Raw genomic sequence first — 24,958 nt, 5'->3', positions numbered from 1 at the left:
TTCCCACACCGCGACCTACACAACGAGTAAGCATCCGGTTTTTGGCGGCAGGAAGGATAATTGCATGCTTGAATTGTTATGAAATAACATTCTAAACATAAACCCTTCCTCAATCAATTGATTGATGGCTGTTATTATTTTCTATATGAATAAATCAAAACCCAATTAATGCGTCGTCTGGCACAGACCGTTTTGGGGCAAGGAAATAAAAAAAGACCACGAGGTTATCGTAGTCTTTTGTTTTTAATCGCTATTTATACGTTAATCAAACACACCATTGATGATGGTGGTCACAATCGCCGTACTCAGTGCAATCAGCACCAGATTGTCACCGACAACCTGCCACTCATACCCCGGGTAATACGGGAGTTGATTCAGCATAGAGGCGGGAACGCTTTTCTTGGCGATACCCGGGGGCAGCGGTTTTCCGCGCGCCAGGTTTTTTGCAATACCTGGGGGAAGGGATTTATACCCGGTCAATCCATACTGGACGGCGTATTGCCGCGCCACATGAAAACTGATGTCGCTATCGACATGATCCGGTTTGCCATAGTTTTTACGTGACTCGGATTTCGGGTTGTTTTTTTGATCCGAATTTCCTTTCTGACTATTACCATGATTACTCTTGTTCGCACTATTGCCATGGTTGCCACTGTTACCATTCCCGTTTCCGTTCCCATTACCGGGGTTGGCTAACGCAGGGGTGGCACACATCGCTATTGCGGCAACAGCGACGAAGGCCGTTGCTAAAGTACGGAGCCTGGACATGATGATTCCTTTACGTGTGGGATACAGACAAAATGTACGGTATTCCCTGGGTATCAGCCATCTCTATTACTCCGATTTATGAGTAATAATGGCCAGGCTTTTTCGCATAGCGAATCGCCGAACGGCTATAAAGTCTTTCTCTTCTGTCTGCTGATGGTAAACTGGAAAGTGTGATCTTCATCATAACCTGCTTAAACAGAGAAAAGAGACACTGCTATGCAACATATCATTGAGGGCTTCCTCAACTTTCAAAAAGAGATTTTCCCTCAGCGTAAGGAACTCTTCCGCAGCCTGGCATCCAGCCAGAATCCTAAAGCACTTTTCATCTCCTGCTCAGACAGCCGCCTGGTACCAGAGCTTGTGACACAGCAAGAGCCTGGACAGCTTTTCGTTATCCGCAACGCCGGTAATATCGTCCCCTCTTTTGGCCCGGAACCGGGTGGGGTGTCAGCCACTATCGAATACGCCGTGGTCGCCTTAGGCGTAACCGACATCGTTATCTGTGGTCACTCAAACTGCGGCGCCATGAAAGCCATCGCCGCCAACCAGTGTCTGGACCCGATGCCCGCCGTCGCCCACTGGCTGCACTATGCTGATGCCGCCAGAGCCGTCGTTGAAAAGAAAACCTGGGATAACGAAACCGATAAAATCAACGCCATGGTGGAAGAGAACGTCATCGCCCAGTTGAACAACATTAAAACGCATCCTTCTGTCGCTGTCGGACTGCGCGATAATGCAATTCGTCTACACGGTTGGGTGTACGACATTGAAAGTGGTGAGATCAGAACCCTGGATAAAAACAGCAAAACGTTTGTGTCACTGGCAGACAACCCTCAGGTTCACTTCGAATAATCGTTCTACTGGAGCAAGGATGCTCTGGCAACATCACACCGCCTGACCACGACTTCTGTGAGTGGACAAAAAGTACTCTGGCTACTAGCTTTTATACTGTTCGTTAGTGTTGCCTTATGGGAACCAGCAGCAAATTAAGCGATAAAAAGGAGCCGTTGCGAATGCGAGCGAAAAATAACAGGTTGGTTGATAGGTTATTCTTTCATGAATCGTGGGATATTATGATCATTAAAAATAATAAACCACATAGATTCCCGACCAATACGCTGGACATTCTCAATAACACCACGGCCCAACAGCTCAAAAAGAAATATACTTTCCAGGCCGATCCTTTCATTATTGAAAGAGATAATAAAGTATATATATTCTATGAGGCATTAAGCTTTCTCAATTCAAAAGGGATATTGCGCTGCCGCATACTTGATGCTAATTTGGTGGAGCTTGATGATGTAAAACTGGAAGGTTTTGATCATCTGCAGTGTCATTTATCTTTTCCTTTCCTGTTTTACAGCAATGACCAGCTCTTTATGATCCCCGAGTCTTCAGAGAGAAAAGAGGTCATCTTATTCCAGTCTTTAGATTTCCCCACACACTGGAAACAAATAAACGTATTACTATCGGATATCGCGCTCACTGATAATGTCTTGCTTGCACGTGATGGACACTTCTATCTTTTATCCACCACGATGGAAGATACGTTAACCCTCCATACCGCCGATGCGGTGAGCGGACCGTGGAAAAAAATCACCCCAGAATTGCATGTGTGTAATGAACACCATCGGGGAGCCGGTTCACCTCACACAATAAATGAGAAAATGTATTTCCTGACCCAGGAGTGCACGCCGGAAACTTACGGCAAGTCAATTTACATCAAAGAATTAATCACGCTCAATGCTTCTACCTTTACAGAGGAAATGACGGAGCAAATACATTCCAGCATCAACCAAAGCGAAGGTGTCCACACATTAAATTTCACGGATAACTATATTGTTTATGACACTAAAAAACTCAGCTTTAGTTTATTCTCAATATTTAAAAAAATATCATACAAGTGTATGATCAAATATAGAAGTATTCATCTTTCCCGAAGGCATCAATGATTCACTGGATTTGCGAGTAACATTGGTAGAAAATGGTTCGGGTTTAAAGCATATATCTGGAGACTGTATGGCAATTCTTGTCACTGGTGGCGCAGGTTATATTGGTTCACATACCGTGCTGACACTGCTGGAGAGAGGGGATGATGTTGTGGTCATCGATAATCTCTCAAACGCTTCTCGAACATCGCTGGACAGGGTCGCGGAACTCACCGGAAGGGAACCCACGGTCTACATTGCTGACATTCTGGACAAAGAAGCGCTGAGAACGATTTTTTCCAGGCATAATATTACTGATGTTATTCATTTCGCAGGACTAAAATCGGTTTCCGAGTCGGTGAAAGAACCGCTCGCCTACTATGAAAATAATGTCACGGGCACGCTGGTTTTACTGCATGAAATGTTAGCCGCTGGCGTTAACCATTTCATTTTTAGTTCCTCTGCAACGGTATACGGCAATCCCGAAAGCGTACCGCTAAACGAGCAGGCACGGACTGGGGGGACCACCAACCCGTACGGCACGTCCAAATATATGGTTGAGCAAATTTTAGCGGATTTTTCACACGCCCAGCCTGATTTTCGCATCACCTGTCTGCGCTATTTTAACCCGGTTGGCGCCCATCCATCAGGCCGAATTGGGGAAGATCCGAATGGAATACCCAACAACCTGGTGCCTTATATTTCTCAGGTTGCAATAGGTAAGCTGGAAACCGTGTCGGTATTCGGCAATGACTATCCGACGCCAGACGGCACGGGTGTTCGCGATTATATTCATGTGATGGATCTGGCAACCGGTCATTTGGCCGCACTGGACAGCCAGGATAAAGGCGCGGCCTTCAAGGTATTTAATCTCGGCACCGGAATCGGTTATTCCGTGCTCAATCTGATTGAAGCTTTCGAAAAAGCCGCGCAAACCCAAATTCCTTATCAGTTTGTCGCCAGAAGGCCTGGGGATATTGCTGAATGTTGGTCGGACCCGTCATTAGCACGTACAGAATTAGGCTGGCAGGCGACCCACAATCTGGATGATATGATGCGCGACACCTGGAACTGGCAGAAAAATAACCCGAATGGGTATCGCATGTAATTGATAGTCGTAATGAGCCTGCCTGGCGGGCTCATTACGCTCGTCCGCTACTCTACCGTTATCGTCGATATCCGATACCAACCACTGCTCTGCTTCCCTTCATTGGCAAAACTGATTCTTGCCGCGCCAGACTTATCCAGCATTGCCGTCTCAATAAAATAGTGTCCTTTCGGTAAGGTATCAGGCATGGGCAACAGATAATTGACCGGATGCGTACCGGGTAACCAGGTTCGAATATCCTGCGGCGTATTCCCCTGAGCAACCACCTGATTAGCCTGATTCATGATGCGAAATGACAGGGTGTAAGGAAGATAAACTGGTGCAACGCCATCGTTATACCAGGTACTGGTGAGCGCCAGGCTTTTGCCTTTTTCCCATACTGACTCGTGACTCAGGGAGGCCAAACGAAACCGATAACCCAGCTTCGTCAACGCATCATCGACAATAGGCCGATACTCACTGGGGACCGTTCTTGATTTCAGATTAATGGTGCTGGCATGTTGTTTCACCGCCCAGTCAAAGATAGCCTGCACTTCAGCGCGCGTATAATGAAAGGTATTCTTCCAGTCCGGCATATAAGAGCACATTTCCAGACTCACCGGCGCGCGTTTCCATGCATCATTAAACCCTGAATAACTCCTCTGGGCCGCCTGCAAGCGTTGCGGATAATCATCTCTCATATGATTCCAGCTGTCAGAAAAGACGCGCAGGTCACCCCAACAGTCCGCACGCCATCCCGCCCCTCTGGCGACTGCGTTCGCCAGACTTTGCCCACCACTCATTAGCATGATTTTGGGTGTCACAGGAAAAGCGGAAAAGTGCATGGCGACGTAGCGATCCAACTGCGCCGTGGTGTATCTCTCCAGCAGCGGCTTCAGCGTTGGAAAGTTGCTGTTATGCCACTCTCCCCACGCCCCAACCATGCCAATATCCACAAAGGCCAGATTCGGATTCCCATCATAACGCTTCCCAAAGGCATTCAGCAGCCGCTGGCTGTAGGCAATAAACAGGGGATCATCTAAATCGGGGGCAAAGGTTTTTTTATCCGGCGTCCATGTGCCTTTTACGCCTTTTTTAATCAGCCAGTCAGGAATTTGTGGACCGCTTTCCGGCTCCGCGAGCGCCATAAACCGCAGCCCGACATTCATTGCGGGTCGATGAGCCGCCGCATATTTGAACGCCTCATCAACCAGCGCAAAATTGTACTGGCCTTCCACCGGTTCCAGCTCTCGCCAGTAAAATCGCTCATATTCAAATCCGGTGTCGGGATAATCCGCCAGGCCCAGCGTTTCACCATACCCCTGATGAAAACTGGCCACCCCTATCCCGGGATTCGTCAAAGGACCGGTCAATGCTTTAGGCGTTACGGTCGTTAATGCGCCCAATACCGTCAACGGACAAAACATCCCCAATAGCGCAGTCACCCATTTGGCTTTCATCGCAGTCACGCCCCACAATTGCGTTAACACTAGTGGTTTTTCAGGCTTAGCCACCAGTCCCAAATACCCACATGAAAATGCTGGAACACATCAATACCCAAGGCTGATTTGATCATGTAAAGCGTCAGCAATATGCAGCAAGTCACGAACAGTACGGCAATCAACAGCAAACAGGTGAGCAGGATTGTCGATAAGGTCGATTCCTGCCGATGTCGCTGACGTAAATCCCGGCCAAACAAAAAAACCAGATAAAAACGCTTACCGAAAAAAGGAAAACTTCTGCGAATATCAACGCGGTGCTTAGAGCCCAACGTAATGGCAACCACCGCACTCTCTATCCCTGCTTTTTGTTCCGGGGTTAACGCCTGCGATATTTGCGGATCAAGCTCAGCATAAAATCGTTCGATGGCGGGAGGATGCTTGTGAGAACTGGTCAAAATTAACCTATATCTTTATCAATTGAGTGATAGACGTTGACGGTTTTTCTGGCGATTTCATGCCAGTTATAGTTTTGCAAATATACACTATAGTCAACGCTATTGGCTGTCGACCAGACGGTCATTTTCTCGGCCAGACTTGCCAGATTACCCACATTGAAATAGGCCTCTGCAGGCAATTGTACCTCCAGGTTAGCCGGAATATCGCTGACGACAGCAGGCAGCGAAAATGACATGGCCTCCAGCAGCGCTATCGGCAATCCTTCATGATACGAAGGCATCACAAACAATTTTGCCTGCGAAAACACGGCCTGTAGCTCATCGCCTCTTAAAAAACCGGTCATCACCACGCCGGGCGTGTCGGCGGCGAGTTGTTTGAGTCTGATGCTGTACTCCGTCGGATGATCCGCATCGCCAATTAAGACAAGCGGCATACTCAAACCGCTTTGTTGATACGCGGAGATGGCATCGTGCATCCCCTTTTCTTCCACAAATCGTCCGACCACCACAAGATAGTTGTCAGTCTGTAGTCCAAACCGGGAGAGCGTCGTGTGGAGGGTATGCGCCGATAACGTCCGCGGTTCATTCACGCCATTATGAATTAAGTGCGCGTCATGGCGACCGTATTTATTCTGGATCAACTGATTAATAACATCAGAAATAACAATCACCTCGCTGGCATATTTCACCGCCCAGCGCTCACCCAGCAACAATATTTTTTTGGCGACATATCCCCATTTCTGGCGGTCGTAATCTGGACCATGATGGGTGAACACCACCTTCTTCCCGAGCACACGTAATAATGGAATAACGAGCCCTGGGCCGATAGCATGTACATGGACAATATCCGAGCCGTCTATGCAGGTTCTGAACGCCGCCAAAACAGAATGGACAATGGCCTCCAGCGAACGCTTTTTCGGTGCCCACAGCGCGTAAGTCTCTACTTTCTTATAAGAGGACCGCGTGTAATTCACGTACGGCGAGCGGGCGATCACGCAAATATCCACATCACACAGTTGCTTAATGGCGGGATAAAGATTCTGGCAATGCGTTTCCACCCCGCCCAATACATCGGGAATACCACGCGTACCAAAAACAGTGATTTTTTTACCCATATTATGGCCTGCCCAAAAGTTCTTGATATAACGTCTGCAGCGTATCCATATGCTTGCGAAGCGCATATTTTTCACTCAAACGTTCACGCCCACATAAGCCCATCACACGTGCTTTTTCCGGGTCATCTATCAGGGTATCCATCGCATCCGCCAGCGCCTGCGCATTGCCCGGTTCAAATAGAATCCCTTCGATGCCATCGCGAATTTGCTCAGGGATCCCCCCAATACGCGCCCCGATCACGGGTTTCGCGAATGCCATCGCTTCTAACACCGCCATCGAGCAGTTCTCATAACACTCCGAGGGCAGGATCACGGCCCTGGCATGTTTTATCAGGTTATCCAGCGCCTCTCCCTGCTGCACGTAACCGACAAATTCGACATCCGGGTATTTAGCCACCAGCCCATCATAGAGCGGGCCGTGCCCCACAACTTTCAGGGGCGCTTTGTTACGCATTTTCTGATGAGCCAGCGCCAACGTTGCCACCCCCTTTTCACGGCTTAAGCGGCCAAAATAGAGTAAATACCCGTCATCATTGATCTCCGTAACTGGCTTGCTGTCATCAACGCCATTGACGATCACATCGATACGGGAATTCGGCAATTTACGCCGTAAAATACCGCGTAAAAACTGACTGGGTGAAATAATCACATCCAGCGCCTGGTAGTTTTGGGCGATATATTGCCAGGTCGCCTCCAAAGAGAGCAGCAAGCTTTTTGAGGCAGAGCCTTCCTGGCAGCGGTATTTGAACGCATTGAACACGGTCCCGGTGATACAGGCATCGCAAACCTTTCCCTCCCGCAGCATTGAGTAAGCAGGACAAACAATTTTATAGTCGTGGGCGGTCAACACCGTTTTGCAGCCAAAGTTACGCGCAACTTTAATCAACGCGGGCGTCAGCTGGTGGTAGATATTATGAAAGTGGACGACATCCGGGCGCTCTTTCTGCAATAACGCCAGCATTTTTTTACAGGCTTCAGCGTTATGAATAAAGTTAACCGCCGTTTTGATTCCCCCCAGAAGATCACTCTGTTGATGGTAATCCACATTCCTGACGAAATAATCGGCATAATCAGAAGGGAAATTTTTCTCATGCTGCATCGAGAAATCGATCACCTCTACGCCAGCCCGCTTCAGCATGTCGCGCTCTTGAAAATAGACCGTTTCCGCGCCGCCTTTAATGAAAAAGAACTTATTGACTAATAAAATTTTCATTACGCCTGCCCTGTTTATTCATGAATGATTTTACTGTTGGGCGGAGTCAGCGGATCGCGAACCGGATAAATGCAGCCTTTGAGCAATCCCACTGAACGAACTACTAAATTGATAACGCTTTGCAACCCATCGGTCAGCGAGCGGTTTTTCACGATCTTCAACAGCGCAAATGCCAGTAATGGCAGAAAGGCTATCGCCACTACGTCGCGATTAAAGGTGAACAGCGCAGCAAATAACACAATAAGGTAGAGAGCAAATACGGCCTCATTTCTGACCATATTGAGCGCCCCCATAAACCAGGGTTTCCCCCAGCTACAGCGTAAAAGCTCACCCGGCGCCTGGTAATACCGTGTTTTCCAGCGATGCCTCAGCATTTTAAATGTCGGTAAGGTATGCGACGTGTGGAAAAAATACGGAATATTCAGACGACGTAATTTATAACCCGCATTACCTAAACGCAGACCCAGTTCGGCCTCTTCATAAGCATGCAAATTACGGTTGGTGAGATAACCTATTTTTTCAATTGCTGCGCGACGATACAATCCACCGCCGCCTAAATGATCGCAATCGCCAACGGGATAGATCTGATTAATTCGCTGCTTACGGGATTTAAACTCATAGTTTACGGCCTCATCCATCGCTACCGTTCCCGCAACACCCGCATATTCCGGCTCTGCCTGCAAAAACGCGACGGCCTGATCCACAAATCCCTCTTCCAGCTCCATATCCCCGTCCATCAGCAGCAGATAGTCGCCTTCGCTATAAAGGTAACCAAGCTGATGCCCCACCCCGCAGCAGCGATCGCCAGGATCGGTTAATGACACCACCGTCACGCCTTTATTGACCGCCAGTTGTTGGGTGCTATCCGTCGACAAGCTATCCGCAACAATGATTTTATGCGGATAACCCACCAGCTGCCGCCGGATGCTGTCGATCGTTTTCTCAATACCTTTTGCTTCGTTGAGGGTCTTAATACTCACTGAAATAAATGGTTTATTGTCCATATCATTACCCTGCGCAGCGAAGAACCGTTCGGCGAATCACTAAGCTTGACCCCAGAGCCAGATAGAACAGGAACTGTAACATCGGCGTGATCATCAATATCTGGCTGTAAGGCAAGCTAATTAAACAACTGATAGCAAAAGCATTAAACGCCGGGGCAAAGCTCAACAACTGAAGATCGTTTTTGTCCAGTTGTTCAAGCGTCAGTAAGGGTTTTGGCTGACACACTTTCAGAATATAAATAAACAAACTGATAAACAGCAGCGTGCCGATAACGCCCACTTCCCACAGCAGCATACTCAGCGCAGTGGAATCCAGAATTAAGTTATAAACAATATTCAAAAATCCCGGTGACACCGAACTCCCGCTGTTCGTGGCATTTAACCCATAGCCAAATAACGTTCCTGAAAGTCCCCACAAATCGTTATTTTTGAGCCAGAACAGAAAGGTCGTAAAACGCCCTAACTCTCCGGTAGACATGATGTAGTTAGGGTCAAAGATATAACTTAATGAATCAATGAAGATGCTTAACGCGCTTTTCTGTGCATCGCCGCCAAACGCGGTGGAATAATAATAAGCCAGAATGACGATCGATACGCCAATCAGCAGCAGCATTCCTGCCACTATCACCAATAACGTCTTCAGATTGACCTTACTGACATCTTTGACGTAGCTCGGCGTTATCCACACCCAGGCCAGGAATATTGGTGAAAGCAGAATAACGAACTTCACTTCACCAATGATACACAGCCCAATCCCGATGATAATGTGCAGCGCCAGTGATTTAAACGTCGTTAACCCGTGCTTATATTCCGAGAGTTTAAGCAACATAATCAACAAGCAAAATAGCCCCATGGCTGCGGTGTTACCGCCCCCCATGGGATCGCCGCCGAACGTGCCTACCACGGAGTCCCATTTTTCATCTTCACCGCGCAAGGCCACACGCTGGGGGAGCACCATGACAACCTGATAAATCATCACCGGGATTTGTGCGTAAAACACCCAGTACAGATAGCGAGTGACCCGATAAATCTGCGACTCCCGGCAAAATCCCAGCAACAAACAGATCATCACCAGCGACAGCGCGATTTCGTTTTTAAACGCCACGATAGCAACGGTGATCCCGCCCTGAAGCAGGGTCGATGTCCCCGCCAGCACCAGGAAAGAGAGATACAGCGCAAGCACTATCGTTTCCTGTGCATCTAAATGCAGCGAGCCATCCCGCGTCTGCATGACCAACAGTACGAGCATCGCCAGGGTCAGGAAAAAGGGGAGCCACAGCACTGACTGCACGCCGGTGAAGTATTGTACCAGGCCACAGACAATCAGCGTAATAAAGGCATAAACCTGTAAATAATATCCGGTATTCAGCGTCATAGTATCACCGGCTTGTTTTTCAGCAGATTCGCACGCTTATTCATTTTCACATAAATGAAGGCGTAGCGAATAAAGGTCAGTGAGGAAAACAATATTACGGATGTCGCATAGTCATTATAAAAATACGGCGTGACCACAAAAGCGATAAGCACAATGGCCAATTGCTCAAGCTGGATACGTAGAAAATAGCGGTGGGAGCCAAAAATGAGTTCCACTACCGTCAATGGGCTGATCGCCAGCGCCGGGAATAAATAGGGCAGCATGTAACGTGAAGTCTGAATAGAATTGATCCAGTCTTCGCTAAACCCCAGACGCATCACGATCGGATAGAAAATAAAGACCCCTAAGGTACAGATAACCCCAAGCACCAACAACAACATGCGTACCTTCGTATACTCTTGATAATTGAAGGTATTATTTCTGAAGTCGATAGACCATTTTGAAAAAATGGTATTGCGCACCGCGTTACCGATGATCACAACCGGTGCCAGACAGAATCGACTCACGACGGAAAAATAGCCTGCCGTCAGCGCCGAGAACCAGAAGTTAATCAGCATAATCGGCAAGTTGCTGCTTGCCATCGCTAACACTTCCGCACTGCCGACTTTGGTGATGTGATGAACATGCTGTTTAAAAAATTGCAGATTGCTGCCCGGACGCAAATGGTGTGCCGTTACCGAACGAATATCAAACGAATGCAAAATACAGCTCGTGGTCAGCAACATCATCGCGCATGCCCACGACCAATAAAACATCTGAACATGGTGCGTCAGCAGTACCGAAAGAACCACCACGACAGAGACCGAAATACGCTGAAATATCAGAAAAGCAAAGTTTGCCGTTCGCAGCGATAAATTTTCCGAGATCAAAACCCAGGCATTTGAAAGCGACAGTAAATAAAGAAACAGCACATTCTGATGAAATAACCACGCCGTCAGAACGGCGTACGGCAGTGCAATCACCGTACTTTGCAGCAGACAAAACACCACATTTTGCGCCAGATCCTCATCCTGCTGTTTCGGAATGAGCAGCTGTGAAGCAAAAGTACATACCTGAGCGCCCACCACGGCAATGCTGTAGTTGAGCGCATAAAGCCCCACTTCAGCCATATCGTACTTGTGCGAAATCAACCAGATAGACAGCGCGCCAATCAGTTGCGAAATGACGGAGGAGCCGGCTATCGTGGAGGCGCTCTTCAGCAGACTCATAGGCGACCTGGCGTGGTCATCAGTTGGTCAGTATTGAAGTTCAGTGAACGCAGCCCCTCTTGCGTTTCCAGGTTTTTCTCCTCGACCTTGTTCAGCACAGCCCCAATCACAACGCCCTGATGCTCTTCGAGCTTATCCAGTGCGCTGGCAATGGCATCAGCAGCCCCTGCCCCGGCGTTAACAACGAATACCGCCCCATCCACAACGCGCTTGATCAGTTGAATATCCTGACTCTGTTTCACGGCCGCAACATCAATAATAATGCGTTGATACTGCGATCTGAGCTCGCGCATCAGCGGTTCAACATGTTCCGAGGAGAGCATCAGCAACGAAGAGATCGTCGCTTTACCGTGAGGGATAAAGTCGAGATTCTCCTTTATGTTAAGCCGCACGTTTTCCAGCACCGCCTCACCACGTAGCAATTCGGCTACACCAGCAGAGGCTGGGGTTGCAAACTCAGAAGAGAGCCCGTCGTGATTAAAGAAGTCCGCATCAATGAGCAGCGTTTTCTGATCAAAGCTGAATGAATTTGCCAGCAGACTGGCCAACAGAGAGCGCCCCTCGCCGTGCTCTGTCGAGGCGATCACCACCGTCTGCAATAAGCGGGTATCGAGCATTATCCGGGTACGAATGCCGTGAACAACGTCGGCATTTAGCGGATTCTTCAGAATCAGATCCCGAATTTGCGATCGCCCCTCAATCCCATTAAAACGCCGTATTTCCCCCAGCGGTTCAATATTCAGGCGTTTTTTCATACGACTCAGGGTGCTGATTGAATTGTCCATTGCCGCTTTGACAATGAAATACATGATGCTGAACACCACCACCAGCAAAACAACCATCACCCACAGTAAGGATTTATTTGGCTTGGCCGGTTTTAATGCGGGCACGGCGGGATCATATAACACCGCGTCGGCATTCACCCCGGACAGGGATAGCTCCTGAGTTCGCTGATAAAGCGTTTTATACAGGTCTTCCATTTTATCCAACGCCAGTTTTTGACTGTTATAGATATCCCGCTTTGATGACATATTCTGGAAAACGTCTTTCTGCTGAGCCACCTGATCCCGGTAATTTTTTTCATCCGCGAGCGCAGCCTGATATTGCTGACGTAACCCGGTTTTCAGCTCGCTAAGGACGCGTTGTGTTTGCCCCTGAATAGACTGAACATCGGCTTCCGCTTTCAGGATATTCGCGTGCTTAGGTCCATACAGCTTACGCTGTTCAGCCAGCGTACGTTGTGCCTGGATCAGCGCAATGCGTAAATCCTGAATCTGTGCATGGTCAGAAACGGAGGGCTGAGAAATGATATCCGCGAGCGACTTCCCGGAGCCATTCACCTCGTTATAGACCGATTCTGCGGCTACCCGGCGTTGAGTCGCATCAGCCAGGCGATTGGTGGCGATACTTAACTGCTCGGTTTCAAAGCCATCAATACCGCGGAACGTCAATAACCCCGCGCTTTTCAGGTAATTATCCATTTCCGCTTTTTGTTTGACGATGGAGGCCTGTATCTCCGCCATCTTTTCTGCGTTTAACGCTTTCGCTTTCTCCGCTTTCTGGCGTTTTTGATCTACCGTGTAATGGATAAAAGCCTGGGCAACACCGTTAGCAATTTGCGCCGCCTCGTCAGGGGACGTGGATTCATAGGAAATGGACGCCAGATTCGTTGTTCTGATGCCGATAACACTCAGGTGCTTCGACAGGGTCTTCAGCGCTTGATCGACTCTCTGCTGCTGATTTTGGCGGCTATCCCCCGCTTTAGCGCCAGCCTTCTCACCATTAAAGTCAGGGTTTTCATCCAGTTTCAGATCGCGTACGGCTTGCTCCAGCACGATACGTGACTGCATCAACGCATACTGCGTTTCATAGTAACCACTGCGCGTTGAATCAAAACCATCAACCTGTGGAAACGGCGAAACATTATCCGCTTGCGCCTTGATCAGTACCGTTGCCGTCGAAACATACTTTGATGACATCATGCTGATTAACGGATACGCAACGACCCCGGCAATAATCCCGGTAAGGGCGATTTTCCAGGCGTTCTTTTTAATTTCTTTGGCGAATCGGGAGAAGTCCACGGTGTTTTCCCGTTTCTTGCCGTTTTCCACTATTGATAGTTTCATCGTTAAAAGAACCCCTCGCCAATAATCACGACATCCCCAGGACGAACAGAGTGCGTTAAATCGACATTTTCCAGCAGCTGATGGCTACCCGCTTTGCGTATATTGATATCTTTGCGGTCAGCACGATCGGTAAATCCGCCAGCCTGCGCAATGGCCTTCTCAACGGTAAGTCCTGGCTCATAAGCGAACCCATTCGGGCTTTTCACTTCGCCTGAAACAAAGTATTTACGGAATTCAGCGACGCTCACTGTCACCATCGGATTAATCATATAACCATCGCGCAGGCGCTGAGCTAATTCAATATTCACCTGTTCAGGTGTTTTATCTTTTAATACCAGAGCACCGATATAAGGGAAATTAATTGTGCCACTCTTATCCACAATGAATTTCATCGTCATCTCGGGTTCACCGTAAACAACGATATTGACAGTATCCCCCGCCCCGAGTCGGTAATCCTGCGCAAGATCAGCGGGATCGTCCATTAATGTTGGTCTGGAGGCTGTACACCCGACCAACAGAACACTGAATAGCAAAAACGCGCACAGTTCTATTATTTTCATTTTAGATCTGAACCTTAGCTTTAAGCATAATCATAGAATTATCATAACCCAACGTTCTGATGACGTTCTGATTGTCGTTGGGACCGATATCAAACGAGTCAGTATCCTTATTCGAGTTAAGGGTATCCAGTTGATATTTAATCTCAAAGTTCACAGACGGCGTGTAGTCATAGCTCAGGGTTACGCTAAATACACCATTTTTATCATGCCGATCCTTGTTCTGTTTTTTATAATCTTCCGTGGTATATGAGTAGTCCAGCAGCGTTGAAAAACGCTCTCCCAACCAGAAATGTTGGTATGAAATCCCATACTGAGTCACTAAAATATAGCCCCCCACTTCCGAAGGGTCTTTAATGCTCTGCGAGGAATGGAGAGTAAGCACTGATTGCTTTAACGGCTTCCACTCCCCCTGAATATCCCAGTTTAGACCATTAAAATCATGTGAGTTTGGGTCATTTTCAAATGTTTTATACAACCAGGAAATATTCATGTCGACGTTGGTTTTCCCCGTCAACTGTGATTTCAGACCGTAAAGCAAATAGTATTCATTACTGTCTTTATCTGAATCATTATCATAATGACGCTGGTTGGTAATAAAACTATAGCGAAAACGCGTTCTGGATGTGTATTGGTCAAAAATCTCGGCCACCAGACTATTTTCATGCCACTCCTGTTGCTGGATGTAATGGTAGAAATCCTCACTGGCATCCTCAACATCCTGAGTATTACCAAACGTCAGTTTTTTGTATAACAGCGCCAGCTCAGCTTTGCCGCGGCCATCCGGCGCACCATAGCTATAGCGCAATTCACTGTTGATAAAATTTGTCGTCAACGGTGACGTTATCCCATACTGGCGAAACTGCCCCGGCAGAAACCCCTCCGTGATATCCCGTCCACGCGCTTCATGCCCAAGCGCATCTTCCAGATTCAGGGTTAAACCGTGCATACGCCCATAGCGCCAGGCACCGTTAAAACGGAAAAGATGATCGGCGTAATTATCTGCGGAATCACTGGAGTAGTTACGGTAATCACCGGAATACATCAGCAAATACTTATCCTGACCGCGTTCACCGATCATACTCAGCACAGGCGCGGCACTCTGGAACGAAGAACCGATGGCATCGCTGTTATGTGGCTGATAAGTCACGTTATCATCATAACCGTAATCCACAGCAACCTTGCCCTGGAAGTCTATCCCCGCAAAGCCTATGTGTGATTTCGGTGTTAAATCAGCCCATGCGGGCTGCGATATCACAATTCCGGTAATAATTATTAATTTAGTATGCATTCTTACCGACAAATCCTTTGAAAATAGTCTTAATAATAATTTTTATGTCCAACCACAACGACCAGTTCTGAATATATTCAATATCATACTGGACTCTTTTTTCCATTTTATAGAGCGCATCGATTTCACCACGGAAACCGTTAATCTGCGCAAGCCCAGTGATACCGGGTTTAACTTTATGGCGGATCATGTAATTTTCGACCTGTTGGCGGTACTGCTCATTATGCGTAACCGCATGTGGTCTTGGGCCAACAATTGACATACTTCCCTGCAAGACATTAATGAACTGCGGCAATTCATCCAGAGAGGTGCGGCGCAAAAAACTGCCGAAGCGGGTAACCCGCGGATCGTTCTTTGTGGCCTGAATCACCGTATCGGCGTTCTCCATAACGCGCATAGAGCGAAACTTCCAGACCTTAATTTTTTGCCCACTCAGGCCATAACGATCCTGTTTGAAAAATACCGGCCCACGAGAGGTAAGTTTGATTCCAATGGCGATCGCTAACATCAATGAGGAAATCATCACCATAATGATACTGCCCAGAATCAGGTCTTCCGCACGCTTGATAAAAGAACCCGCCCCTTCAAACGGCGAACTGAAGATGCCAATAGTCTGCAGGTTGTGGATGGAGCGCAGCTTAGACATATTGTTACTGTAAGTATAAAAATCAGGAACAATATAGGTATCCACCGTGGTATCAGACATCATTGCCAAAAAATGGCGAATACGCTGTAACGCGACCATTGGCAATGCAATGTAGATCTCATCCATTCTTCCCATTTTGGCTTCTTCAACCAAATTAATCACCGAGCCGCGAAAGGGACTTTTAACCTTATTCACCACATCACCGCAGCGGGATAGACTGCGTTCATCATAAAAAGCCAGTTCTAATTTTATATGGGCATATTCATTCATCAGTGCCGTTTCTGCTGCCAGACCATTATCGGTAAGCCCAATAATGGCAACGCGAATGTTTTTTTTCGCCGTTAATTTAAAAATTAAAAAACGCACAAAATAAAGAAAAGGCAGTGGAATAAAATACCAGTAGACAATGGCTGATAAAAAAGAAGATTCCAGTACCGCTAAGTATCCCTGTGACTCAGGCTCGGCCACCGTCACCCTGACCCATTCATTACAACATATCGCCAGCAGCGTACAGGAAAGCAGTCTTTTTTGATTACGTAAACTGATAGTCTTGATCTTTTGCTGGTACATTTTAGTGTATTCAGCAAACAATAGAAAAAGTACGGAAAAGAGTACGCTAAGAATAACAACAGTCTTAAACGGCGCAATTGCTAACAGATGCGCGCTACTCATTAACGTTAAATTAATAACGATAAAATCGACCAGCTTTATAAATACTGGATATCCTTGACTGCTAATCTTTAGTGAATTTTTTAGCATATCTCGGCCTGTTATTATTTTATTGATATTTAATGTTTTTATGTCCCTTTACTGTTGCTAATTATATCACAAGTCTGAAAAACGCAATGTCAGACTGTCAACAAATGTAAAAAAGATTGTTGTTCAGTGTGACTAATATCGCACCATGAATACCTATCACTATGATTTTAATGATTATTAAAATATCACCCTATTTAAAAACCCAGTATTAGAAAAACTGCCAATACAATACTGAAGCACTATTGACAGATAACCATCCATAGACTACCCACTATCCAATAAAGATAATTATTCGTTATCAATCACGTCGTTTATTATCTCCATAGTACGACGGCACCATTAACGTCAGGTAGCCAGCAATACGTAGAAAATACGTCTACTGATTTACCTCTGCGCAATATATCCTTCGCCTTCATCCACTGCGCACAAAAAACGCACCTGAACGCACAGCCCTCCCAGCGTTTCGCTGCGTGATAGCTGTGGATGAGTACGGTGCAGGCGAGCAATATCGTTGACCAGCGCCAGACCAATACCGGCGCCGGGGACATTACCGACGTTATCCAGACGATGAAACGGCAGTAACGCCTGATGCATCTGCTGATCATCAATGCCGGGACCGCTATCCTCAACCACCAGCACCACCGCATCGCCCTCCCGCAATAGCCGGGCAGTGACGACTTCCTGAGCGGGAGTATATTTCAGTGCATTATCCAGCAGGTTCCCGCACAGTTCACCGAGCAGTACCTCGTCGCCTTCAATCCACACCGCGCCCTGTTCCCCTTCATAACCCAGATCAATTGCCTTGCTACGCGCCTGTGCCAGTCGGGTAAAGCAGCTGCTTTGCACCACCTCGTACAGATTAACCGGTGAAAAGTGCCTCTCCCCTTGTTCTTTACGCTTCACCGCCGAAAGCTGTAATAACCTTTCCGTCAGTTGGATTGTACTGTCCAGCGTCGTACTCATCGCCTGTAGGCTCTCATACCATTGCTGGGGCTGTGGGCTGGCGAGAGCCACCGCCGCCTGGGTTTTTAGCACCGCCAGAGGCGTTTTTAGCTGATGGGACGCATCCGCACTAAAGCGTTCCTGACGGGAAATAAGTGCACGCAGCCGGTCGATATAGCGGTTGAATGCCACAATCAGCAAACGGGTTTCTGACCACGGGAGCAGTTCCGGCAGCGGGGTCAGCAATCCCGGCTCACGCCGCACCATCAATGACGATAACTGGCGCATCGGGCGTAATACCCGCCGCAGTAACCAGCCGACCAGTACCAGCGTCAGCAGCACCAACAGCCCTTGTGAAACCCATGAGGAAAACAGCAGCTGCCTTGCCAGATAGCGCCGCGATTGCAGAGTTTCGGCGACGTAGATCTCCGCCATGCCAACGATCCCGCCCTCGTTCACTGGCTGGAGCAGACGAGCCACGCGGATCGCTTCTCCACGGTATTCCGTGTGATAAAACCACGCCAGCGCCGGATAGAGTTGGGTGCGCGACGTTGCGAGCGGCATCGCCGGCAAATCGTCATAGCCGGAGATCACATTCCCCGCCGGATCCACCACCTTGTAATACAGCCTGTCGTTCATGTTCAGTTCAAAGCTGTCCAGCACCACCCACGGGACATTGACTTCCAGCTGTTTATTTCGCACCACCAGCCGTTCAGAGACCGTTCGGGCCGACGAGAGCAGCGCCCTGTCATACGCCTGCGTCGCCGCTTGTAGCGCGCTGACATAGCTGTTAAAGGCCGACAGCCCCCACAGCAACAGCAGCGGCAAACCAAGAAACATTAATAGCTGCAGATACAGCGACTGGGGCTTAACCCACTTCATCGCTACGCTCCAGCACATAACCAAGGCCGCGCAGCGTGGCAATCCGCACATCGCTTCCTTGCAGTTTTTTACGCAGGCGATGGATGTACAGCTCGATACTTTCGGGGCTGACCTCATCGCTCAGGCTGAAAACCTGTTCAAACAGTTGTTGACGTGAAACCGGGCGCAATCGACGGTACATCAGCACCGTCAGCAGCGCCTGCTCACGTGGCGTGAGCGCCAGCGGCTGCCCTTGCAGCAGAAAATAGCCTTCATCGTGAAACGCCAGTTCACCCAGTTGCTGTATGCCTTGTACTTGTCCCGCACTGCGCCGCAGCAGCGCCCGCAGCCGGGCATCCAGTTCTTCAATCTCAAACGGCTTCGCCAGATAGTCATCGGCGCCGACGTTCAGCCCCTTCACCCGATCCGCCACCGCGCTGCGCGCCGTCAACAGCAGGACGGGAAGCGTCTGCCCGCGCTTACGTAACCGCTGAACAACCTCAAGCCCATCCAGACCGGGCATGTTGATGTCCAGCACCGCCAGCGCATACGTTTCACTGTGTAATAGGTGATCGGCCGCCTGGCCATCAAACACGCAGTCCACGGCAAAACCGTTTTGCACCAGCGCTTTCTCCAGCCAGTGAGCTAACTCACGGTTATCTTCCGCTAATAAGAGACGCATATCACATCCTGTAAAGTTTCTGCCGCATTGAAAGGGAATTGAAAGGTTAATGTTTTAACAATCACGCAACCGAACTGCTACACATCGGCTCACATAATCACAAAAATCTTCTTCCGTACCCGAAAATCCGGTTTTCCGGCGTGAGGATAAACAATGAAAAAACAATTACTTCGTACCCTTACTGCAAGCATTTTATTGATGAGTACCTCTGTGCTGGCTGAACAAGCGCCTTCGCGCACAGAATGCATCGCCCCGGCAAAACCCGGCGGTGGATTCGATCTCACCTGCAAGCTGATTCAGGTGAGCCTGATGGAAACAGGCGCTATCGAAAAACCGATGCGCGTGACCTACATGCCCGGCGGCGTGGGGGCCGTAGCCTATAACGCGATCGTCGCGCAACGCCCTGCCGAAGCGGGAACCGTGGTGGCCTTCTCCGGCGGCTCGCTGCTGAACCTGTCACAGGGCAAGTTTGGCCGCTACGGCGTGGATGATGTGCGCTGGCTGGCGAGCGTAGGAACCGACTACGGCATGATTGCTGTGCGTAACGACTCCCCATGGAAAACGCTGAAAGATCTGCTGACGGCGATGGAGAAAGATCCCAATAGCGTGGTGATTGGCGCAGGGGCCTCCATCGGCAGCCAGGACTGGATGAAATCCGCGCTGCTGGCGCAAAAGGCCAACGTCGATCCGCACAAGATGCGTTACGTCGCGTTTGAAGGCGGCGGCGAGCCGGTGACGGCACTGATGGGGAATCACGTGCAGGTCGTCTCCGGCGATCTCAGTGAAATGGTGCCCTACCTCAGTGGCGACAAGATCCGTGTGCTTGCAGTGTTCTCTGAAGCGCGCCTGCCGGGTCAACTGGCCAATGTCCCCACCGCCAAAGAGCAAGGCTATGACCTCGTATGGCCAATCATCCGCGGCTTCTACGTTGGTCCCAAAGTCAGCGATGCCGAATATCAGTGGTGGGTTGAAGCCTTTAACAAACTCCAGCAGACCGATGAGTTTAAAAAGCAGCGCGACCTGCGTGGTCTGTTCGAATTCAACATGAGCGGCAAGCAGCTCGACGACTACGTGAAAAAGCAGGTTACGGATTACCGTGAGCAGGCGAAAGCCTTTGGTCTCGCTAAATAACCGTTGAGGCAACGATGATGAGCGATCGTATTTTTGCAGGTATCTGGCTGTTGCTCTGTATTGCCGGGCTGTTCATCGCCTGGCAAATCAGCAGTGAATACAGCTATGAGCCGGTCGGACCGCGTCCGTTCCCGCTCGGCATTATCAGCCTGATGCTCCTGTGTGCCGTGGCGTTGCTGTTGCGCCACCCGGATACCATCAGTTGGCCTCGCCGCCACGTGCTGCAAAAACTGCTCACGATGGTGATTGTGCTGTTGATGTACGCCTGGGGTTTTGAATGGCTGGGCTTTCCGATTGCCACCGCCATTCTCACGGTGGTGATAGGCATGCTGTTCGGCGCCACGATTCCGGCAGCAGGAATTTCCGGTGCGGTTCTTGGCATTCTGTTGTGGTATGCCTTCGACCGGCTACTTGACGTCACCTTACCACTCGGCGCCTGGCTGGGTTAACGGAGAAACGATGGATACCTGGATTTATCTTTCTCAGGGTTTCGCGGTGGCGATGACGCCGGAAAACCTGGTCATTGCATTGATTGGCTGCTTTGTCGGCACCATTGTTGGGCTGTTGCCGGGGCTGGGGCCGATCAACGGCGTGGCGATTCTGCTGCCGCTGGCCTTCGCGTTACACCTGCCCGCAGAGTCTGCGCTGATCCTGTTGGCAACCGTCTATATCGGCTGCGAATACGGCGGGCGGATCTCCTCTATTCTGCTCAATGTTCCCGGCGATGCGGCCGCCATTATGACTGCGCTCGACGGTTACCCGATGGCACAGCAAGGGCGCGGCGGCGTGGCGCTCTCTATTTCAGCGGTCAGCTCGTTCTTTGGTTCGCTGATCGCTATCGGCGGCATCATTCTGTTTGCCCCGGCGCTGGCGCAATGGTCGCTGGCGTTCGGTCCGGCAGAATACTTTGCCTTAATGGTTTTCGCCATTGCCTGTCTCGGCAGCATGATGGCGCAAAATCCACTGAAATCATTTCTGGCAGCGCTAATCGGTCTCGGACTTGCGACCGTTGGCGTAGACGCCAATACCGGGGTTTACCGCTTCACCTTTGACAGTGTCCATCTCTCCGACGGCGTGCAGTTTATCGTGGTGGTGATTGGGCTGTTCTCTGTCTCAGAAATTCTCTTAATGCTGGAACATACCAGCAGTGGCCAGACGCTGGTGCGTAAAACAGGCCGCATGTTATTCAATGCCAAAGAAGGTGCCCAGTGTGTGGGCGCAACGCTGCGTTCATCGGTGATTGGCTTTTTTGTCGGCGTACTGCCCGGCGCGGGCGCCACTATCGCCAGTGCGATTACCTACATGACCGAGAAAAAGCTGAGCGGCAACAGCGACAGCTTTGGTAAGGGGGACATTCGCGGTGTTGCCGCTCCTGAGGCGGCAAACAATGCCTCCGCCTGCGGCTCCTTCATCCCGATGCTGACGCTTGGCGTACCGGGCTCCGGGACTACCGCCGTCATGATGGGCGCACTGACGCTGTACAACATCACACCGGGTCCGGCGATGTTTACCGAGCAGCCGGATATCGTTTGGGGGCTGATTGCCGCCCTGCTGATTGCCAACGTGATGCTGCTGGTGATGAACATCCCGCTGATCGGTCTGTTTACCCGAATGCTGACCATCCCGTTGTGGTTCCTCGTCCCTGCTATCGCGGCGGTTTCCGCAGTGGGCGTTTACGCGGTTCACAGCACCACCTTTGATCTGGTGCTGATGGTCGCGCTCGGCGTACTGGGCTACATTCTGCGAAAGATGCACTTCCCCATGTCGCCGCTGATCCTCGGATTTGTGTTGGGTGAAATGCTGGAGCAGAACCTGCGTCGCGCGCTGTCTATCAGTAATGGCAACATGGACATTCTGTGGGCCAGCGGTGTGGCAAAAGTTCTGCTGTCGATGGCGGTGATGGTTATCGTAATCCCGCCGATGCTGCGTCTGATCCGTAAGCGCAACAGTAAACCGCAGGTGGAAACGCCATAAGTAAGATACTCAACAGGACTCGGCATCTGTGTTAACACCCTAGATGCCAGAGTCCTTTTTTCGGTATAGTGAATAGTAGTTTTAAAATCTCACCTGAATATACCTCTTATTATTTCCCCGATGAATGTGTAATTTGCACAATGTAACCCAGCACGTTTTCATGTCGGAGGTAGCGCCACATCAATGGCGTTGGGCAAGTATTCCATTTGACAGTGACTGATCATGTTGTGGATCGTCCTGCGGCTTCTTTGTTTTGCCCAATATCTCTGCGCTGCTTAGATATTCGTCAGCCACGTCTTTCTTCGCAATTTGATTCTTAAGTGCTTTCACTTCTATTTTGAGACCGGCAAGTTCATCATTGTATTTTATCCAGGACTCATCCAGATCACTCACGAGCTTTTGCCGGGCCTTTTCATAGTCGTCCTGAAGAAGTCGTTTAAGATCATAGATTTTTAGCTGCACGACAATATTGGCGGCACAAAAAATAAACACACATACTGCGATAAACGTAAAAATCAACACCGCGATGTCATTAACTGGCATACAAATCATCTTCCTAAAAGTAATAAAATTCTGTTACGGTTAATTCCGCCGCTTTACATTCCTTCAGGCTCCATTACGAACAAACCGCACCCGACCTCGATATTTTTTACCCAGTTTTCTTATTCCGATCCCCCAAACCATAAGGCAAAGTGAAACGGCAATACTGAGCTGTATAATGAAATTAAAAACGCCAAAATTATCACAAATGACATGGACAGCACCTATCAGCCCCCAAATCACCACAAGCAGAAACAGAAAGAATCGCGGTGGAATTCGTCCATACTCAATGGTCGCACCACAGCTACCGCATCGCTCAGCACCCACTAAAAACGTAGAATGACAGAACGGGCAAAATGTTGAGATGCTGTACATAAGCATTCCCTTATCGTTGTAAAACTCCTTGATAGCCATGACAAGCGACCAATCCCAAAATGGACTTAAACTTTAATGGTGAGTTGACAGCACATTTGAAACGATAAACTGTCAAAAAATCTTTACATGCATTCCTGTCGAATCCCCTGATTAAACATTCGACTCCTGAAAACAAACAACCTTTTTGAGTTGAACTTTCACTAAATAATGAAAATTCTATTGCAAGAATATCGTTACTATTAATTCATGTTACTGAGTCAGTAACATATACCTTAATTTTTCAATTTGGAGATACAAAATGATTTCTAATATTATTAACGACGGCGATTTTAACCCGGAACAACTCAACGCATGGTCTTTTTCTGATAGTGCCGCGGGCGTGCAAAACGAATCCGAAACTGTTGAAAACTACTACGCGCATATTAATGCCACAGAATCTGCATGGCAGGGAATTAGCATCCCTGTGGGACAAGAAGCTGTATTGAGCTTCAAATCTCGCGGCCAGAATAGCGGTACAGTGTCAGTAATGATGCTGAACACAAACACCATCTATTGGAGCCAGACATTCAATACAGGTATGAATGTCGACTGGACGACTGAAACAATGACCTTCACTGTACAAGAAAGCTGGACTGGGCCGCTGATGCTGCATTTTCAGGCGACATACAATGCCGAACCGACTGATGCAGTCGATATCGATGATGTACGTTTACTGATTGGCATGTAAATCTAACGTAAGATAACTATACAAGGCCAGTTATTAAACTGGCCTTTCAGGAGAAATGATGTCCTCAAAATTGACATTTAGCGGGTTGATATTCGCACTCTTTTCTGAACCCCTGGACACACTCAAAATGATTTTTATTATTACACTAGGAGAGACAGGACGGTGGTTATATGGAGGGGGGAAATTTCGGGAAAAATGCGGAGACTTAATTATATGTCTTCTGATTTTTTTCCTGGTAAAACCGCATATAATCAGCTTGCCTCCTTTTCACGGAGTCAAAATCTCATCAGGGGCAATTGCAATTATCATATCATTATTAGGCACTCATGGCATCGGGAGATTTTTTCTCTTTGCGTTAAAGATAAAAACCGGTATTGACCTTAACAAGAAATAAAAGCTCTCGCAGCGAGAGCTTTTTCGCTTTCAGTCGTCAGATAAAAGACAGAAGAACTTGCTTTGTCCTTTCAAATCCCTCTTTAAATGAAAGACCTTCATTGTGATACATAAACACTGATATTTTTCTCTCTTTGATAGGTTTAACGGCCAAACTTTCACTTTTATAAATTAATGCTGTTTTCAACGGTAAAATACATGCACCTTTCCCACGATAAATCCTGTGTAAAATCGGGTGATGCTGCCAACTTACTGATTTAGTGTATGATGGTGTTTTTGAGGTGCTCCAGTGGCTTCTGTTTCTATCAGCTGTCCCTCCTGTTCAGCTACTGACGGGGTGGTGCGTAACGGCAAAAGCA

Annotated in this window: 23 protein-coding genes; 8 read left to right on the top strand and 15 right to left on the bottom strand. The window is 48.6% G+C overall.

What is annotated here, in order from left to right; genetic code table 11:
- Window positions 1-261 precede the first annotated feature (261 nt).
- The gene (locus N7268_RS15215; RefSeq protein WP_198906244.1) at window positions 262-768 is read right to left on the bottom strand and encodes an anti-virulence regulator CigR family protein; all 507 of its coding nucleotides are present in this window, start codon (window positions 766-768) and stop codon (window positions 262-264) included.
- A gap of 216 nt (window positions 769-984) precedes the next feature.
- Between N7268_RS15215 and N7268_RS15210 the strand changes: the two genes are divergently transcribed.
- The 3 genes from N7268_RS15210 (at window position 985) to galE (ending at window position 3,804) form a co-directional block, all read left to right on the top strand.
- Window positions 985-1,620: a carbonic anhydrase gene (locus N7268_RS15210; RefSeq protein ID WP_198906243.1), complete on the top strand. Its 636-nt coding sequence runs from the start codon at window positions 985-987 to the stop codon at window positions 1,618-1,620.
- Between the two features lie 161 nt (window positions 1,621-1,781).
- A complete protein-coding gene (locus tag N7268_RS15205) occupies window positions 1,782-2,720 on the top strand; it encodes a hypothetical protein (RefSeq protein ID WP_260863578.1) in 939 nt (312 codons plus the stop codon).
- A gap of 67 nt (window positions 2,721-2,787) precedes the next feature.
- Window positions 2,788-3,804, top strand: a complete 1,017-nt coding sequence (galE, locus tag N7268_RS15200; protein ID WP_260863577.1) for a UDP-glucose 4-epimerase GalE — start codon at window positions 2,788-2,790, stop codon at window positions 3,802-3,804.
- 47 nt (window positions 3,805-3,851) lie between these two features.
- Here galE and N7268_RS15195 read toward each other — a convergent pair whose 3' ends face one another.
- From N7268_RS15195 to tctD, 13 genes are all read right to left on the bottom strand, one after another.
- Entirely contained in the window at window positions 3,852-5,243 is a 1,392-nt protein-coding gene (locus N7268_RS15195; protein WP_260864681.1) for a DUF4832 domain-containing protein, read from the bottom strand.
- 29 nt (window positions 5,244-5,272) lie between these two features.
- A complete protein-coding gene (locus N7268_RS15190; protein WP_260863576.1) occupies window positions 5,273-5,680 on the bottom strand; it encodes a hypothetical protein in 408 nt (135 codons plus the stop codon).
- A gap of 2 nt (window positions 5,681-5,682) precedes the next feature.
- Window positions 5,683-6,795: a glycosyltransferase family 4 protein gene (locus N7268_RS15185; RefSeq protein WP_260863575.1), complete on the bottom strand. Its 1,113-nt coding sequence runs from the start codon at window positions 6,793-6,795 to the stop codon at window positions 5,683-5,685.
- A gap of 1 nt (window position 6,796) precedes the next feature.
- Window positions 6,797-8,008, bottom strand: coding sequence for a glycosyltransferase family 4 protein (locus N7268_RS15180; protein ID WP_260863574.1), 1,212 nt, complete (start codon window positions 8,006-8,008; stop codon window positions 6,797-6,799).
- 14 nt (window positions 8,009-8,022) lie between these two features.
- On the bottom strand, window positions 8,023-9,012 hold the full coding sequence (locus tag N7268_RS15175) for a glycosyltransferase (protein ID WP_260863573.1): 990 nt from the start codon (window positions 9,010-9,012) through the stop codon (window positions 8,023-8,025).
- A gap of 4 nt (window positions 9,013-9,016) precedes the next feature.
- The gene (locus N7268_RS15170; protein ID WP_260863572.1) at window positions 9,017-10,387 is read right to left on the bottom strand and encodes a capsular biosynthesis protein; all 1,371 of its coding nucleotides are present in this window, start codon (window positions 10,385-10,387) and stop codon (window positions 9,017-9,019) included.
- Window positions 10,384-11,595, bottom strand: coding sequence for a lipopolysaccharide biosynthesis protein (locus N7268_RS15165; RefSeq protein WP_260863571.1), 1,212 nt, complete (start codon window positions 11,593-11,595; stop codon window positions 10,384-10,386). The genes N7268_RS15170 and N7268_RS15165 overlap by 4 nt, the downstream gene beginning before the upstream one ends.
- The gene (locus N7268_RS15160) at window positions 11,592-13,721 is read right to left on the bottom strand and encodes a GumC family protein (RefSeq protein WP_260863570.1); all 2,130 of its coding nucleotides are present in this window, start codon (window positions 13,719-13,721) and stop codon (window positions 11,592-11,594) included. The genes N7268_RS15165 and N7268_RS15160 overlap by 4 nt, the downstream gene beginning before the upstream one ends.
- Window positions 13,722-13,723: 2 nt before the next feature.
- Window positions 13,724-14,281 (bottom strand): polysaccharide biosynthesis/export family protein, encoded by a 558-nt coding sequence (locus N7268_RS15155; protein ID WP_198906225.1) that lies wholly within the window; start codon window positions 14,279-14,281, stop codon window positions 13,724-13,726.
- 1 nt (window position 14,282) lies between these two features.
- Window positions 14,283-15,569 (bottom strand): outer membrane beta-barrel protein, encoded by a 1,287-nt coding sequence (locus N7268_RS15150; protein WP_260863569.1) that lies wholly within the window; start codon window positions 15,567-15,569, stop codon window positions 14,283-14,285.
- A complete protein-coding gene (locus N7268_RS15145; RefSeq protein ID WP_260863568.1) occupies window positions 15,559-16,974 on the bottom strand; it encodes an undecaprenyl-phosphate glucose phosphotransferase in 1,416 nt (471 codons plus the stop codon). Before N7268_RS15145 ends, N7268_RS15150 begins: the two co-directional genes overlap by 11 nt.
- 384 nt (window positions 16,975-17,358) lie before the next feature.
- On the bottom strand, window positions 17,359-18,798 hold the full coding sequence (locus N7268_RS15140; RefSeq protein ID WP_260863567.1) for a sensor histidine kinase: 1,440 nt from the start codon (window positions 18,796-18,798) through the stop codon (window positions 17,359-17,361).
- Window positions 18,785-19,459 carry a transcriptional regulator TctD gene (gene tctD, locus N7268_RS15135; RefSeq protein ID WP_042313173.1) on the bottom strand — a complete coding sequence of 225 codons (675 nt, stop codon included), beginning with the start codon at window positions 19,457-19,459 and terminating at the stop codon, window positions 18,785-18,787. The genes N7268_RS15140 and tctD overlap by 14 nt, the downstream gene beginning before the upstream one ends.
- 153 nt (window positions 19,460-19,612) lie before the next feature.
- Between tctD and N7268_RS15130 the strand changes: the two genes are divergently transcribed.
- Genes N7268_RS15130 through N7268_RS15120 form a run of 3 tightly spaced genes read left to right on the top strand, consistent with a single transcriptional unit; the run spans window position 19,613 to window position 22,564 of the window.
- Entirely contained in the window at window positions 19,613-20,590 is a 978-nt protein-coding gene (locus N7268_RS15130) for a Bug family tripartite tricarboxylate transporter substrate binding protein (RefSeq protein ID WP_260863566.1), read from the top strand.
- A gap of 14 nt (window positions 20,591-20,604) precedes the next feature.
- Entirely contained in the window at window positions 20,605-21,039 is a 435-nt protein-coding gene (locus tag N7268_RS15125) for a tripartite tricarboxylate transporter TctB family protein (RefSeq protein WP_198906217.1), read from the top strand.
- Window positions 21,040-21,049: 10 nt separating this feature from the next.
- Complete coding sequence (locus N7268_RS15120; protein ID WP_260863565.1) at window positions 21,050-22,564, top strand: tripartite tricarboxylate transporter permease; 1,515 nt, start codon at window positions 21,050-21,052, stop codon at window positions 22,562-22,564.
- 180 nt (window positions 22,565-22,744) lie between these two features.
- Here N7268_RS15120 and N7268_RS15115 read toward each other — a convergent pair whose 3' ends face one another.
- A complete protein-coding gene (locus N7268_RS15115; RefSeq protein ID WP_260863564.1) occupies window positions 22,745-23,107 on the bottom strand; it encodes a hypothetical protein in 363 nt (120 codons plus the stop codon).
- Window positions 23,108-23,777: 670 nt separating this feature from the next.
- Here N7268_RS15115 and N7268_RS15110 point away from each other — a divergent pair.
- Window positions 23,778-24,206 carry a carbohydrate binding domain-containing protein gene (locus tag N7268_RS15110; RefSeq protein ID WP_260863563.1) on the top strand — a complete coding sequence of 143 codons (429 nt, stop codon included), beginning with the start codon at window positions 23,778-23,780 and terminating at the stop codon, window positions 24,204-24,206.
- Between the two features lie 682 nt (window positions 24,207-24,888).
- Window positions 24,889-24,958: IS1 family transposase (locus tag N7268_RS15105; protein WP_001680836.1), on the top strand; the 70-nt coding region annotated here is incomplete at its 3' end.

This window comes from Citrobacter sp. Marseille-Q6884 (assembly GCF_945906775.1).
In the GTDB taxonomy this organism is placed as follows: Bacteria; Pseudomonadota; Gammaproteobacteria; order Enterobacterales; family Enterobacteriaceae; genus Citrobacter.
This window is presented reverse-complemented; position numbering and strand designations above follow the sequence as displayed.